The 13,348-nt window shown below is 71.5% G+C and carries 17 protein-coding genes; 5 read left to right on the top strand and 12 right to left on the bottom strand.

Annotated elements, in window-relative coordinates; genetic code table 11:
• Positions 1–146 precede the first annotated feature (146 nt).
• The gene (locus tag AB0N22_RS08320) at positions 147–1,817 is read left to right on the top strand and encodes an FAD-dependent oxidoreductase (RefSeq protein ID WP_364638035.1); all 1,671 of its coding nucleotides are present in this window, start codon (positions 147–149) and stop codon (positions 1,815–1,817) included.
• Here the strand turns inward: AB0N22_RS08320 and AB0N22_RS08315 are convergent, their stop codons facing one another.
• On the bottom strand, positions 1,818–2,324 hold the full coding sequence (locus tag AB0N22_RS08315; protein ID WP_364638032.1) for a DoxX family protein: 507 nt from the start codon (positions 2,322–2,324) through the stop codon (positions 1,818–1,820).
• 33 nt (positions 2,325–2,357) lie between these two features.
• Positions 2,358–3,053 (bottom strand): pyrimidine reductase family protein, encoded by a 696-nt coding sequence (locus tag AB0N22_RS08310; RefSeq protein ID WP_364638029.1) that lies wholly within the window; start codon positions 3,051–3,053, stop codon positions 2,358–2,360.
• Positions 3,054–3,119: 66 nt separating this feature from the next.
• Here AB0N22_RS08310 and AB0N22_RS08305 point away from each other — a divergent pair, with 66 nt between their 5' ends.
• The gene (locus AB0N22_RS08305) at positions 3,120–3,458 is read left to right on the top strand and encodes a UBP-type zinc finger domain-containing protein (protein ID WP_364638026.1); all 339 of its coding nucleotides are present in this window, start codon (positions 3,120–3,122) and stop codon (positions 3,456–3,458) included.
• On the opposite strand, the gene AB0N22_RS08300 is transcribed toward AB0N22_RS08305, so the two are convergent.
• On the bottom strand, positions 3,455–3,637 hold the full coding sequence (locus AB0N22_RS08300) for a hypothetical protein (protein WP_364638024.1): 183 nt from the start codon (positions 3,635–3,637) through the stop codon (positions 3,455–3,457). The two genes, AB0N22_RS08305 and AB0N22_RS08300, sit on opposite strands and share 4 nt — an antisense overlap.
• A 72-nt stretch (positions 3,638–3,709) precedes the next feature.
• Between AB0N22_RS08300 and AB0N22_RS08295 the strand changes: the two genes are divergently transcribed.
• The gene (locus AB0N22_RS08295) at positions 3,710–4,615 is read left to right on the top strand and encodes a GNAT family N-acetyltransferase (RefSeq protein WP_364638022.1); all 906 of its coding nucleotides are present in this window, start codon (positions 3,710–3,712) and stop codon (positions 4,613–4,615) included.
• Here AB0N22_RS08295 and ykgO read toward each other — a convergent pair.
• The 9 genes from ykgO to AB0N22_RS08250 all read right to left on the bottom strand — a co-directional run bounded on the left by ykgO (position 4,606) and on the right by AB0N22_RS08250 (position 11,786).
• Positions 4,606–4,728 carry a type B 50S ribosomal protein L36 gene (gene ykgO, locus AB0N22_RS08290; protein WP_364638020.1) on the bottom strand — a complete coding sequence of 41 codons (123 nt, stop codon included), beginning with the start codon at positions 4,726–4,728 and terminating at the stop codon, positions 4,606–4,608. The genes AB0N22_RS08295 and ykgO overlap by 10 nt on opposite strands.
• Before the next feature lie 57 nt (positions 4,729–4,785).
• Positions 4,786–5,196, bottom strand: a complete 411-nt coding sequence (gene arfB / locus AB0N22_RS08285) for an alternative ribosome rescue aminoacyl-tRNA hydrolase ArfB (RefSeq protein WP_364638019.1) — start codon at positions 5,194–5,196, stop codon at positions 4,786–4,788.
• Positions 5,186–5,800, bottom strand: coding sequence for a PadR family transcriptional regulator (locus AB0N22_RS08280; protein ID WP_364638017.1), 615 nt, complete (start codon positions 5,798–5,800; stop codon positions 5,186–5,188). The genes arfB and AB0N22_RS08280 overlap by 11 nt, the downstream gene beginning before the upstream one ends.
• 154 nt (positions 5,801–5,954) lie before the next feature.
• A complete protein-coding gene (locus tag AB0N22_RS08275) occupies positions 5,955–6,386 on the bottom strand; it encodes a CBS domain-containing protein (RefSeq protein ID WP_364638015.1) in 432 nt (143 codons plus the stop codon).
• A gap of 77 nt (positions 6,387–6,463) precedes the next feature.
• Positions 6,464–7,363 carry an inositol monophosphatase family protein gene (locus AB0N22_RS08270; protein WP_364638013.1) on the bottom strand — a complete coding sequence of 300 codons (900 nt, stop codon included), beginning with the start codon at positions 7,361–7,363 and terminating at the stop codon, positions 6,464–6,466.
• Between the two features lie 49 nt (positions 7,364–7,412).
• A complete protein-coding gene (gene rsgA / locus AB0N22_RS08265) occupies positions 7,413–8,399 on the bottom strand; it encodes a ribosome small subunit-dependent GTPase A (protein ID WP_364638011.1) in 987 nt (328 codons plus the stop codon).
• Complete coding sequence (gene aroA / locus AB0N22_RS08260) at positions 8,396–9,673, bottom strand: 3-phosphoshikimate 1-carboxyvinyltransferase (RefSeq protein WP_364638009.1); 1,278 nt, start codon at positions 9,671–9,673, stop codon at positions 8,396–8,398. The genes rsgA and aroA overlap by 4 nt, the downstream gene beginning before the upstream one ends.
• 19 nt (positions 9,674–9,692) lie before the next feature.
• A complete protein-coding gene (locus tag AB0N22_RS08255; protein WP_364638007.1) occupies positions 9,693–10,178 on the bottom strand; it encodes a DoxX family membrane protein in 486 nt (161 codons plus the stop codon).
• Positions 10,179–10,220: 42 nt separating this feature from the next.
• On the bottom strand, positions 10,221–11,786 hold the full coding sequence (locus AB0N22_RS08250) for a sigma-70 family RNA polymerase sigma factor (protein WP_364638005.1): 1,566 nt from the start codon (positions 11,784–11,786) through the stop codon (positions 10,221–10,223).
• Between the two features lie 121 nt (positions 11,787–11,907).
• Here AB0N22_RS08250 and AB0N22_RS08245 point away from each other — a divergent pair, with 121 nt between their 5' ends.
• Together AB0N22_RS08245 and AB0N22_RS08240 are read left to right on the top strand one after the other, a co-directional pair.
• Positions 11,908–12,561, top strand: a complete 654-nt coding sequence (locus tag AB0N22_RS08245) for a hypothetical protein (RefSeq protein WP_364638003.1) — start codon at positions 11,908–11,910, stop codon at positions 12,559–12,561.
• A 34-nt stretch (positions 12,562–12,595) separates the two neighbouring features.
• Positions 12,596–13,327 (top strand): SOS response-associated peptidase, encoded by a 732-nt coding sequence (locus AB0N22_RS08240; protein WP_364638001.1) that lies wholly within the window; start codon positions 12,596–12,598, stop codon positions 13,325–13,327.
• Positions 13,328–13,348 lie beyond the last annotated feature (21 nt).

The following is a 13,348-nucleotide window of genomic DNA, read 5'->3' as shown; positions in this document are numbered from 1 at the left end:
CTCCTTGCGGTCATACGTGCCTGGAAGAGGGAGTGTGGGCGTCAACGGCATCGGCGACGCACCGCGACAGCCTATCGGTCGGTGGGCTGTCGGCCGAATCGCGCGGCGCTCGCCGCGGGCGTCGTGCGGTCGGGTAGTTTCGCGCCATGACGGAGTCCGCCGCTGACATCCCGGTGATCCTCGTGGTCGCTTCCCCCGAGCACCACGCGTCGCTGGCCGACGAGTTCGCCAGCCGGTACGGCCGCGACTACGACCTGCAGGTCGTCGAGGGCGGCACCGCGGCGTACGAGCTCAAGGGCTACCTCATGGCCGAGGGACGCCAGGTGGCTCTCGTCGCCGTCGACCACTCCCTGGACGGTGGCGCGTTGCCGATGCTCGACAAGCTCCGCGTCGCCTCGCCGACGAGCCGGCGGGTCGCGCTGGTGCCGGCTTCGAGGTTCGTGGCGGCGCTCGACGAGCTGCGGCCCGCCCTCGCGCAGGGCCGGCTCGACACGTACCTGATCATCCCGCAGGGTGCGCGCGACGAGGAGTTCCACACCGCGATCTCGGAGTACCTGTCGGACTGGGGCTGGTCGGCGACGAGCCCGGTCGTCGCCGGGGTGCAGATCGTCGACGACGGCACCCAGAGCTCGATCCCGGCGATCCGGGACTTCCTCGACCGGATGGGGATCGCGTACGAGCGGTTCGCACCCGACAGCCAGCCCGGCCGCGAGCTCATCGCCTCGGTCGAGGGCGACGCCCCGCTGCCGATCGTGCGTGCGTTCGGCCGCGAGCCCGTGACGGCCGCGACGGAGCGCACCGTCGCGGCGGCGTTCTACGGGACGCCGGCTGATCTCGGCGACGACTTCGTGGCCGACCTGCTGGTCGTCGGCGGCGGGCCCGCCGGGCTGGCCGCGGCGGTCTACGGCGCGTCCGAGGGGCTCGAGACCGTCGTGCTGGAGTCCGAGGCGATCGGTGGGCAGGCCGGGACGAGCTCGATGATCCGCAACTACCTCGGCTTCCCGCGTGGGGTCTCCGGGATGCGCCTGGCGCTGCGAGCCCGTGTGCAGGCGACGCGTTTCGGCGCCCGCCTTTACACCGGGAGGGCCGTCACGGCGTTGCGGGTCGGCGACGTCCACGAGGTCGACTTCGACGGCGGCACGCTGCGCGCTCGTACGGTGCTGGTCGCGTGCGGCGTCACCTATCGTCGCCTCGGCGTGCCGGCGCTCGAGGAGCTCGAGGGCCGCGGCGTGCACTACGGCGCGGCGACGAGCGTCGCCCGCGACATGCAGGGCCGCGACGTCTTCGTCGTCGGCGGCGGCAACTCCGCCGGCCAGGCGGCGATCCACCTGGCCCGGTTCGCCAGCAGCGTCACGATCGTCGTACGTCGGCAGGGTCTCGAGGACACCATGTCGGCCTACTTGATCAACGAGATCGCGACCCACAAGCGCATCCACCTGCGAACCGGCTCACGCGTGGTGCACGGAGGCGGCGACGGACGGCTCGAGTGGATCGACCTCGAGGCCACGGACGGCACGGTCGAGCGGATGCCCGCGGGCGGGCTGTTCCTGCTCCTCGGTGCCGACCCCGGCTGCGGCTGGCTGCCGCCCGAGGTGGAGCAGGACGAGCGCGGGTTCGTCCTGACCGGTCGGGAGATCCCGATGGATCGCTGGGTCGACGGCCGGCCACCGGCGCCGCTCGAGACCACCGTCGCCGGCATCTTCGCAGCGGGTGACGTCAGGTCGGGCTCGATGAAGCGGGTGGCTTCCGCCAGTGGTGAGGGGGCCGCGTCGGTGTCGCAGGTCCACGCGCACCTGGCGCCGACGGCCCTGAGCTGATCAGTCGGAGGACCGCGACGGCCGCCAGCTCGTCACGAGCATCCCGGCGGCGCCGAGCACGCCGGCAGCCGCGGCTCCGAGACCGATGGCCACGCCGTCCAGGTCGAGGTCGAGCGCGTGGTCGAGCGAAGCCTGTCCGCCACCGAGCACGGCCAGCGCGGTCAGTGCGAAGGCCATCGTCATGACGTACTCGTAGCCCTCGCCCTCGCGGAAGATGAAGAAGCCGTTCTTGCGGTGCACCGTCACGAAGGCGACGGTCATGATGCCGATGCCGGCCGCGGCCGCGAGCGGCACGAGGAACCCGACGAGCAGGGCGGCGCCGGCCGCGAGCTCGAGGTAGGAGCTGACGGCCGCGTGCACCTTGGCGGGACGCAGGCCGATGCTCTCGAACCAGCCGGCGGTGCCCTTGAGCCCGCCGGGACCGAAACCGTGGTTCCAGCCGTGCGCGATCAGCGTGACCCCGAGGACGAGGCGAAGGATGAGGGCGGCGGTGTCGAGCTCGTTCACGGTGGACTCCTTGGGTGCGGGACGGGGACCAGCCTAGGGGTGGCGGGAGCGGACCCACCTGGTCAGGAGCCCGCCGTCGGCCTCGATGGCATGGGCCAAGGTCATCGTGTGGTGCACCGGGTCGTCGCCGTGGGCGATGCGCGGCGCGTCGCCGGCCGTGAGGACGGGCGCGATCGTGAGGCACAGCTCGTCGACGAGGTCGAGCCCGACCAGCTCGCCGTGCAGGCTGGGTCCGCCCTCGCACAGCACGCGGTTCCAGCCTCGCTCGGCGAACCAGGCGAGCACCGCGGTCCAGTCGATCTCGCCGCGGCCCTCGGCGATGACCTCGAGCGTACGGCCGAGGGCGGCGACGGCCTCGGGGTCGGCGTCCGCGGTCGTCACCACGACGGTGCCGCGAGCGATCAGCGCTGGCGGGATGTCGAGGCGCCTGCTGACCAGCACCATCGTGGGTGCAGGCGCCAGGCCGAGGCGCGCGCGCAGCTCGGTGTCCACCTCGAAGTCGGCGTAGCCCTCGTCGCGGGCGGTGCCCGCGCCGACCACGATGACGTCGGACAGTGAGCGCAGGAGGGCGAACACCCGGGTGTCGGCCTCGCCGCCCAGTGTGCCGGACTTGCCGTCCGTGCCGGTGGCAGCGCCGTCGAGGGTCGAGACGAAGTTGGTGCGCACCCAGGGTCGGTCGGCGGCTGGATAGGCGTACAGGCGTTCCAGCTCGCCGGCGTCGAGGGTCATGCCTGCAGCCTACGAAACCCGTCGCCGGCTGGCGACGTGAGTGCCGGGTCGTCATAGGCTGCAGTCATGGAAGCCATCGACGTCACGAAACCCCCGTCAGGCGACGGCTGTGTCGAGTGCTTGGCGGCCGGCGGTTGGTGGGTGCACCTTCGCCGCTGCGCTGCGTGCGGACACGTCGGGTGCTGTGACAGCTCGCCAGGGCGCCACGGGTCGCAGCACTTCCGGGAGACCGGCCACCCGGTCATCCAGTCGTTCGAGCCGGGGGAGGACTGGTTCTGGGACTTCCGGACCGACGAGGCACTCGAGGGCCCGGAGCTCGCCGAACCACACGCGCACCCCGCCGACCAGCCGGTGCCCGGGCCCGCTGGTGCGGTCCCGGCCGACTGGCGGACGCGGATCGGCTAGCCGGCCGGGTCGGGCTGCGTCGCGGGCTCTGGCTCAGGTGCGCCACCGGGGCCGGGATCGCCACCCGGCAGGACCTCGGGAAACGCCGGATCGGGCAGGTCAGGAGCCTTGGGCTCGCTGGGCTCGTCCTCGCCCGGTGCGGTCGGCTCCTGATCGGGCTCGGGTGGGGCAACAGTCATGCTTCCTCCTGGGTCGCGTGTCGGGGGCGTACCCGCGACAGGCGCCCTCAATCGGTTGGTTGAATGGGACGCATGCTGCGACACCTCCCGACCGGCCTGGACACCCGCCCGCTCACGATGGCCGACGTGCCGGCGGGCGCACGGCTCGTGGGCGCGTGCGAACAGCACTTCGTCGGAGAGATCTTCATTGACGAGGGCGATGTCACGGCGATGTGGACCGCGCCGGGCGTGGATCTCTCCACGGACTCGGTCGGTGTGTTCGAGGGCGACGCGCTGGTCGCCGGAGCCATCATGGACGATCGCCGGTTCGTCGTCGCGGAGGTGCTGCCGTCCCACTTCGGGCGCGGCATCGGCACGGCCTTGATCGAGTGGATCGATGCCCACGCGCGAGACAAGGGCCTGCCGATCGCTGAGCAGGAGATCGCGTCGACCGACACGGTCGGCGCAGCGCTGCTGGAGGTGAGCGGCTACACCCGGACCCACGACGACTGCGTCCTGCGTCTCGACGAAGGTGCCGAGATCCGCCGGCACCAGCTGCCGGCGGATGTGACGATCGGCGGGTTCGAGGAGGCCGACGCCCCAGAGGTCCACCGGGTCATCTCGGAGGCGTTCGCGGAGTGGCAGGTCGTCCCGCCACGTGGCTACGACGACTGGCGTGCCGTGGTGATCGACCGAGCCGGTGCCAACCCGAGCCACTCCCGTGTGGCCCGGGCCGGCGGCGAGGTCGTCGGGGCGGCGATCGTGCTCGACAGCGCCGGCGCGACCTGGGTCCCGCAGCTGGCGGTCCGGGCGGACCGGCGCAGGCAGGGCATCGCGCAGGAGCTGCTGGCTGAGGCCTTCGAGGCCGGTCGGCAGCGGGGCAACGCGACCGGTGAGCTCGCGACCTCGGCGCTCACCGGCGCGCTCGCGCTCTACCAGGGACTCGGCATGCGGATCGTCGCCGAGTTCCACACCTGGGAGAAGGCCTATCAGCCCTGACGGGCCTTGAGGCGAGGGTTCTGCCGGTTGATCACGAACGTCCGTCCGTGGCGTCGCACGACCTGCGAGCCGGGCTGTCCCTTGAGCGACCTGAGCGAGTTGCGGACCTTCATGGCTGTCCTTCCCTGCGTGAGCATCACGCGCAGATGACAACGATTGTCAGGTGCTCGCTATTCCCACGTGCCGGAACGACCCTGCTTGATCGAGCTGCGCCGCTTCTTGGCGTCGATCCGCCGCTCCTTCGACGCCCGGCTCGGCCGGGTGGGTCGCCGGGGCTTCGGCGGCACGACGGCCTGTGACACCAGCTGCTCGAGGCGTACGCGAGCCGCCTCGCGGTTGCGGTGCTGCGAACGGTACTGCGACGACACCACCGTGATCGTCCCAGCGACCAGGCGGTTGCTCAGCCGCTGGGCGGCGAGCTCCTTCTGTGCGGGGGAGAGTGCGGTGGTGTCGTCGAGCGACCAGATCAGCTCGACGCGGGTGTCGGTCGTGTTGACGTGCTGGCCGCCCGCGCCCGAGGAGCGCGAGAACCGCCAGCTCAGCTCGCTCTCGGGCAGGGACAGGCGTCCGTCATGACTCATCGTCCGCAAGTATGCGGTACATCGCCTTCCGGGCGTCGTCGACCACGACCTGCGCCTTCTGTCGCTGTTCCGGTGTGCCGGCCTGTGCGACCTGCTTCCACGCCGTCATGAATGCCTTGAGCCCGTGCGCGAAGTCGCGCATCTCGTGGGACGGCTCACCCTTGGCATCGTCCCATGGGGTGCCGAGCAGCTCGCGGTTGTCCTCGACGTACGCACTGCCCTCGTCGGTCAGCGTCGCGGTCTTGCGACCCTCGACGCGCTCGAACGTGATGAGGCCTTCGTCCTCGAGCTGCTGGAGCACGGGGTAGATCGACCCGGGGCTGGGGTTCCAGCTGCCGTTCGAGCGCTCGCCGATCTCCTGGATGAGCTGGTAGCCGTGCTGCGGCTGCTCGCTGAGGAGCAGGAGCGCCGCGGCGCGGACGTCCCCGCCCCGGCCGCCCCGCCGACGGCCTCGGGTGCGGCCGGGGCCGCCGAGGCCCGGGCCGAAGCCGAGCTCGCGACCGAAGTCGCGGCCGAACTCACGACCGAAGTCACGTTCGGGGTGCTGCCTGCCGCGCCGGCGGTCGGCCGGGCGGCGCTGTTCTGAGAAGTCATTGCTTCGCATGGGGATGACCCACTTTCTCTCTTCGATCGACCACCGATCGGTTGCCGATAGCTAAACGATATATCGTTAACGGATCGAATGCAAATGGGAGGCGAGGGGAACGCCACGATGCCCGGCCCCCACGAGGGAGACCGGGCATCGAGGAGCGGGTTCGTCAGCCGCCCGCGACGTAGTTGTTGAGCTGGTCGCGCTCGAACTCGAGCTGCTCCATGCGGTACTTGACCGCGTCGCCGATGCTCACGACGCCGACGATGAGCCCGTCGTCGATCACAGGGATGTGCCGGACCCGATGCTGGGTCATGGTCGACATGAGGTCGCCGAAGGAGTCCTCGGGACCGCACAGCTGGACGTCGGTCGTCATGATGTCCGCGACCGCCATGGTGCGCGGGTTCTCGACGCTGCGGAGCTTGCGGACGATGTCCCGCTCGGACACGATGCCGAGCATCGCCTTGCCGTCGTGGCTCACGATCAGCGCGCCGACGTTGAGCTCGGCGAGCATGTCGAGGAGCTCCTGGACCGTTGAGTCGGGGGTGATGGTGTAGACAGCATCGCTTCCCTTGGAAGCCAGGACATCGCTCACGCGCATACAGGACACACTCCTCGGGTCGGGTTCCTCGCAGCGTAGCCCTTCCGCGCGCGATCCGCGTGGGTCATCGAGCAGCGCTAGGGCAGGTCCTCGACGTGCTCGCGGGTGAAGTCGAAGCTGCGGACGTTGTCGGGCTCCGGCTCGTCCGTCCACGACTCGTCGGGCGGGCCCTGGTCGGGGAAGTGCCCCACGTAGGCCATCGCCGCGTCGTGCAGGCGGCCGTTGGTCGCCACCGCGTTGTCGCCCCAGGGGCCAGGCTGGCCGGCGAGGCTCGTGAACGTGCCGCCCGCCTCTCGGACGATGACGTCGAGCGCGGCCATGTCCCAGACCTTGAGCTCGGGCTCGGCGGCGATGTCGACGGCGCCCTCGGCCAGCAGCATGTAGGACCAGAAGTCGCCGTAGGCGCGGGTGCGCCAGCAGCGGCGCATCAGCGCGGCGAAGGCATCGCCCTTGCCGATCGCGTCCCAACCGCTCAGCGAGGCGTAGGAGAGCGAGGCGCTGTCGAGGTCGGAGACCTGGGAGACCCGGATCTCGCGGGACGACATGAGCGACTTGCCGGTGTAGGCGCCCGTGCCCTTGCTCGCCCACCAGCGCCGGCCGAGGGCCGGGGCCGAGACGCAGCCGGCGATGATCTCGCCGTCCTCCTCGAGCGCGATCAGCGTCGCCCACACCGGGACGCCGCGCACGAAGTTGGAGGTGCCGTCGATCGGGTCGATGATCCAGCGGCGGCCGCCGGCTCCTGCGGTGCCCTCGACCTCACCGTGCTCCTCGCCCAGCACGATGTCACGGGTGCGAGCGGACTTGAGGGTGCGCCGGATGGCGGCTTCGACGGCTTCGTCCGACTCGGTCACGTAGGTCATGTCCGGCTTGGTGTCGACCTGCAGGTCGATCGCGCCGAAGCGGTCCATCGACAAGTTGTCGGCGTTGTCGGCGAGCACGTGAGCGAGGCGCAGATCGTCGTTGTACGAGTGAGCCATGGCCCTCAGAGTACGGCTTTCGCACCCCAAAACCCGCTGCGGCACTCCTTCAGTGGTCGTCCTTCTGGTTCATGCTCGCGAGGATGCGGCGGAACGACTCGACTCGCTCGGGCGCGATGGACCCGTCGGCCACCGCGATGTCGAGGGCGCACTCGGGCTCGGTGGCCGAGTGCAGGCAGCCACGCGGACATGCGCGGGTGGCCTCCTGCAGGTCCGGGAAGGCCTTGATGAGGTCGTCGATCTCGACGTGGGCGAGGCCGAACGACCGGATGCCGGGGGTGTCGATGATCCAGCCGCCGAAGGGCAGCTCCAGGCTGATCGCCGAGGTCGAGGTGTGCCGGCCGCGGCCCGTCACGGCGTTGACGTAGCTGACCGAACGGTTGGCGTCCGGGACCAGCGCGTTGACGAGCGTCGACTTGCCGACGCCGCTGTGCCCCACCAGCACGCTGACGCGGCCCCGGAGCGCGTCGCGCACGCCGTCGAGCTCGCCGCCGCGTCTCGTCACCACGACGCGTACGCCGAGGGGCTCGAACATGGCGACGATCTCGTCGGGGGACCCCAGGTCGGACTTCGTGAGGCACACGAGGGGCTCCATGCCCGCGTCGAACGCCGCGACGAGGCAGCGATCGATCAATCCGGCGCGCGGCGGTGGGTCGGCCAGGGCGGCGACGATGACGAGCTGGTCGGCGTTGGCGACGATGATGCGCTCGATCGGGTCGTCGTCGTCAGCGGTGCGTCGCAGCACCGTGCGCCGCGGGGTGACCTCGACGATGCGGGCGAGGGACCCCTCGACGCCGCTGACGTCACCGACGACGCGGACCTGGTCGCCCACCACGACACCCTTGCGGCCGAGGTTGCGCGACTTCATGGCGGTGACCGTGCGGCCGTCGTCGTCGAGCGTCACGGTGTAGCGACCGCGGTCGATCGTCACGACCCGGGCGGTGTCGGCATCGTCGTAGTTGGGCCGGATCTTGGTGCGCGGCTTGGTGTGCCGCCGCGGCCGCTCGAACCTCGCGTGCTCGTCGCGCTCCTTCATGACATCAGGCGTTCCCAGACCGGGGCGAAGTTGGGATAGGTCTTGACCGTCGTCACGACGTTCTCGACGAAGAGGTCGGGGACCCGCAGGCCGATCAGCACCCCGGCATGTGCCATCCGGTGGTCGTCGTACGTCCGGAAGGTCTCGCCGTGGAGGGGGCGGGGCCGGATGCGCAGGCCGTCGTCGAGCTCCTCGGCGTCGCCGCCCAGGCGGTTGATCTCGGTCACGAGGGCCTTGAGCCGGTCGGTCTCGTGGCCGCGGAGGTGCGCGACGCCCACGAGGGTCGACGGGCCCTCGGCCAGCGCCGCGATGGCCGCGACGACCGGTGTGAGCTCTCCGACGTCGTGCAGGTCGAGCTCGACCCCGTTGAGCGTGGCCCCGGCCGAGAAGACCAGGTCGGCGCCGTCGGTCTCGACCGTGCCGCCGAACGCCGGGACGATCGTTCGCCACGCGTCGCCGGCCTGGTCGGTGGCGGCCGGCCAGTTGCGGATGCGGACCCGCCCGCCGGTGACGAGCGCGGCGCCGATGAAGACACCGGCGTTGGACAGGTCGGGCTCGATCTCCACGTCGAGCGCGCTGACGGGACCGGGATGCACGTGCCATCGGTGCGGCTCGTCGGTGTCGACACGCACCCCACGGCGGCGCAGCTCGGCGACCGTCATGTCGATGTGCGGCATGGAGGGGAGGGTCGCGCCGGTGTGCCGGAGGTCGAGGCCCTGGTCGAAGCGGGCCCCCGCCAGCAGCAGCGCCGAGACGAACTGGCTGGACGAGGAGGCGTCGATCTCGAGCTCCCCGCCGGTCACCCGACCGGCACCGTGGACCGTGAACGGCAGGGCGCCGCGATCGTCGTCGTCGACGCGGACGCCCAGAGCGCGCAGGGCTGCGATCGTGGTGCCCATCGGGCGTACGCGGGCGTGCTCGTCGCCGTCGAACGTCACGGGCGCGGCGCCGAGGGCGGCGAGCAGCGGGACGAAGCGCATCACGGTCCCGGCGAGGCCGCAATCGACGGCAGCGGGCTCGGTGCGGTCCCACGCCGACGGCGTGATGGTCCAGGTCATGCCGTCGCGCTCGATCGCGGCGCCCAGGGTCGTCAGGGCGCCGAGCATCAGCGTCGTGTCACGCGAGCCGAGCGGGCGGGTCAGGACCGAGGGGCCGTCGGCGAGGGCGGCGAGGATCAGGACGCGGTTGGTCAGGGACTTGGACCCCGGGACCAGGACCTCGCCGTCGAACGGCGTGTCGCGGTAGGGCGCGAGCCAGGGCAGCGGGGCAGTCATCGGCCCCAGCCTATCGGCGTCAGCCGCGCAGGTGATCGATCTGGTCGTGCACGGACGCGGCGGCCCCGGCGACCTTGTCCTTGGCACGCCGGCCGATGAACTTCTTGTGCGGGTCGGGGTCGAGGGTCGCCATCAGCAGGCCGCCGGTCATCGACACGTTCTTGAGGAAGTGGATGCGCTGGTTCGCGCGCGCCCCGGGATCGGTCTCGTTCCAGTAGGGATGCCCGGCGAGCGTGGTCGCGGGCAGCGTGGCGGCGAGCCCCAGGGCGGCGAGCCGCGGGAAGCGGCCGGTCGCGAGGGCGAGGCCGGCAGCCAGCTGGGCCGCTCCGTTGAACCGGGTGAGGTTGGAGCCGTTGACCGGGAGCTGGGGCGCGAGCTGCTTGATGCGGTCGGCCGTCGGCTGCGCCTTGGCGGCGCGTGGCCCGGGGTCCTTGAGCGCCGTCGCGCCGCCGTAGATGAACATCGAGGCGAGCATCGGACGGGCCACCGTACGCAGGAGGGTCATGACTCATTCATACCGGACGGTGCGCGAGAGGCAAGGCGGGTGTCAGATCAGGGGCCAGAGCCCGGCTCCGAACGATGCCGCGTCGTTGCCGGGGACGGGGTCCCCGGGTGCCGAGACGGCGACGGTGCCGGCGGAGTGGATGAGGTTGCTCGACCGGGCGATGAACGTCGTGCCCTGACCGGCGGGCAGCGAGCTCGAGCACGTCAGCGTGCGGAGGTTCTGGTGGGGGAGGGCATCGCAGCTCCAGCCGGGACTCACGACCCCGCCGAAGTGCACGGGCCGCCGGAACGCCAGCGTGAGCGTCACGGTCTGCGCGGCCGGGCGTCCGTTGCTCGTCGCAGTGATGTCGACGGTGATCTGACGCTGCAGGAGCGGCAGGAGCTGGTTGGACACCCGCACCGAGCCGATCCCGAAGTCGGTGGGAGCGGCCGGCTCCACGGTTGGTGCGGGGGTCGGCTCCGGGTCGGCGGCGGGGGCGGCCACTGCGGGCTCCGGCTCCGGCTCAGGCGTTGCGACGGGCGTCGGCTCCGGAGTCGGCGTGGGAGTCGGGCTCGGCGTGCTGGTGGTGGGTTCCGGCTCGGGGACCGTCGGCACCGCCGGCGTCGGGGCTGCCGGGCCGACCGCCCGCGGCGAGGCGGCGGCGGGAGGGTTGTCCGTGTCGTTGCGCAGGTCGGTGGTGAGGGCCACGGCGCCGACGGCAGCCACCGAGACGACGACTGCGGCCGCGACGACTCCTTGGGTGCCGGCGCCCGCGACCGTGCTGCCGGCCGTCTTCACCGGCGCGAACGCCGCCTCGGCGAGCGCGCCGAGGCCGGTCAGGGTCGCGCCACTGCCGACGTACCCGGCGGCGGCGGTGCCGAGCACGGCCGGGCCGAGGATGCCGGAGAGGCGGGCGTTGATCTCGGCCAGCTCGAGCCACAGGCCCGTGCAGCGGCTGCACTCGTCGAGGTGCGCCTCGACGCGCGAGGTGTCCCGCGCGGCCAGGCCCTTGCGGACGTACGCGCCGAGCATGCCGGTCGTGGTCCGACAGCTGGCGTGCAGGCTGGGGCGGAGATGGCTCTGAAGATAGGCCTGTCGCAGCCCTTCGCGAGCGCGGTAGGCGAGGGCGGAGACGCTGTTGGGGCTCATGCCGAGCAGCGGGGCGATGTCAGCCGGCTTCTGGCCCTCGACGTCGAGGTGCCACAGCACGAGCTGCCAGCGCTCCGGCAGGGACGCGAACGCGGTGGCCGCGGCCTGCTGCTCGAAGCGCATCTCCGCAGGGTCGACGAACGCGACGGCGCGATCGAGCTCGGCATCGTCTGCCGTCGTCTTGACCCGCTTCTGCCGCCTCGTGCGGTCGACGTGCAGCCGGCGGATCGCTGTCAGCAGGTACGCCCGGAAGAACTCGTCGGGACCCTTCCCGGCCTCCAAAAGCGCGAGCACGCGGGTGAACGACTCGGCGACCAGGTCGTCGGCATCCGGACCCGGCACGAGCTGTGCCGACAGCCGAGCCGCCGCCTCGCGATGGCGGTCGAACAGCACGCCGTACGCCGTGGTGTCTCCCTCGCGGACGGCCGCGATGAGCTGTGCGTCGCTCGCCTCGACGCGGCTGGTGCTGATGTCTGACACGGTGTCCCTTCCCGAGAGCACAACGACCCAGCAGCGGAGCGGTCACGAATCCGTCCTCGACCGCGTCATGGGAGCCCCTCCCGTGCGTCTCATGGGTGTCCGAAGGGGAGAGGAGCACCACATGACCGGCTCGGGCCTGAACGCGGCGCTCCTCGCCGACGCGGTGCGCGACGACCGCCCGGACGTCGCCGATGTTGCACTCGAGGTGGGAGCGAGTGCAGCGCGGCTCGGCGTCCCGCTCCACGAGGTCCTGGACCACGTGGAGCGGGCCTATGCCGGTCGGGAGCCGTCGTTCGAGGCGACCCGCGCCGCCGTCCTGTCGTGGGCCGAGTGGGCCTTGATCCTCCACGTCGACATCTCGTGCGAGGACCCACTGACGACGCTGGCCACCCCGGCGTACGTCCGGTCGCGCCTCGCCGAGATCTATCGGGGTGCCGAACGGGACGGCAGGCAGGTCCCCGACACGAGTGCGCTCGTGGTCGTCGAGCTGCCGCGCGAGCCCGAGGGACACGAGCTCGAGCGCTCGCTCCGGTCGCTCGACGTGGCCGAGGCGATGCGGGCGGTGTTCGCCGGCGACGAGACGGTCGCGCAGGTCTCGCCGCGCCGGTTCGCAGCGCTGGTCGGTCGCGACCGCGCGGACGCGGTGGCGATGCGGTTGCTGCGGATCCTGCTCGACCGCGCGCTCGGCGACCGGCCCCAGGCGCGCCTCTGGGTCGAGGAGCTGCCGCCGACGTCGGGCGGCGTCGCTCACGTGCTGGCCGGCCTCGCGGAGTAGCCGCGCTGTCGGTGTCACCGCCTAGGCTGGAGTCATGTGCGGGCGCTACGCAACGACCCAGACCTCGGCTTCGCTCAACCAGGCGTTCGAGGTCGACCTGGCCAACTCCTTCGTCGAGCTCGAGGCCGACTACAACATGGCGCCGACCAAGCTGGCCCCGCTGATCATCGGCCGGCGGCCCGAGGAGCTCGCGGCCGACGCGCCGCCGCAGCGCGAGCTCATGACAGCCAAGTGGGGGCTGATCCCGAGCTGGGCCAAGGACCCGTCGATCGGCAACCGCATGATCAACGCCCGCAGCGAGACCGCGGCCGAGAAGCCCGCGTTCAAGAAGGCCTTCGCACGGCGCCGCGGCCTCGTGCCGGCCGACGGCTACTACGAGTGGTACGCCGGCGAGGCCCGCGAGGGTGAGCGCAAGCCCAAGAAACAGCCGTTCTACATCACCCCCAAGGACCGATCGGTGCTGGCGATGGCCGGCCTCTACGAGTTCTGGAAGGACCCCGCGACCGGTGAGTGGGTCACGAGCTACACGATCTTGACCACGAGCGCCGAGGACGACATGGGGCACATCCACGACCGGATGCCGCTGTTCCTCGAGCCGGACGCGTTCGATGCGTGGCTCGACCCCGCGCCCCAGCCGCTGGAGCAGCTGCACGAGCTGCTGATCCCCGCCGCCCCGGGCCGACTCGACGCGTTCCCGGTCTCGACCGAGGTCAACAACGTCGCCAACAACGGTCCTGACCTGATCAAGCCGCTGCCCCCGGAATAGCGGGTGCGCCTGCACGGTTGA

Source organism: Aeromicrobium sp. NPDC092404 (assembly GCF_040684095.1).
Lineage (GTDB): Bacteria > Actinomycetota > Actinomycetes > Propionibacteriales > Nocardioidaceae > Aeromicrobium.
This window is presented reverse-complemented; position numbering and strand designations above follow the sequence as displayed.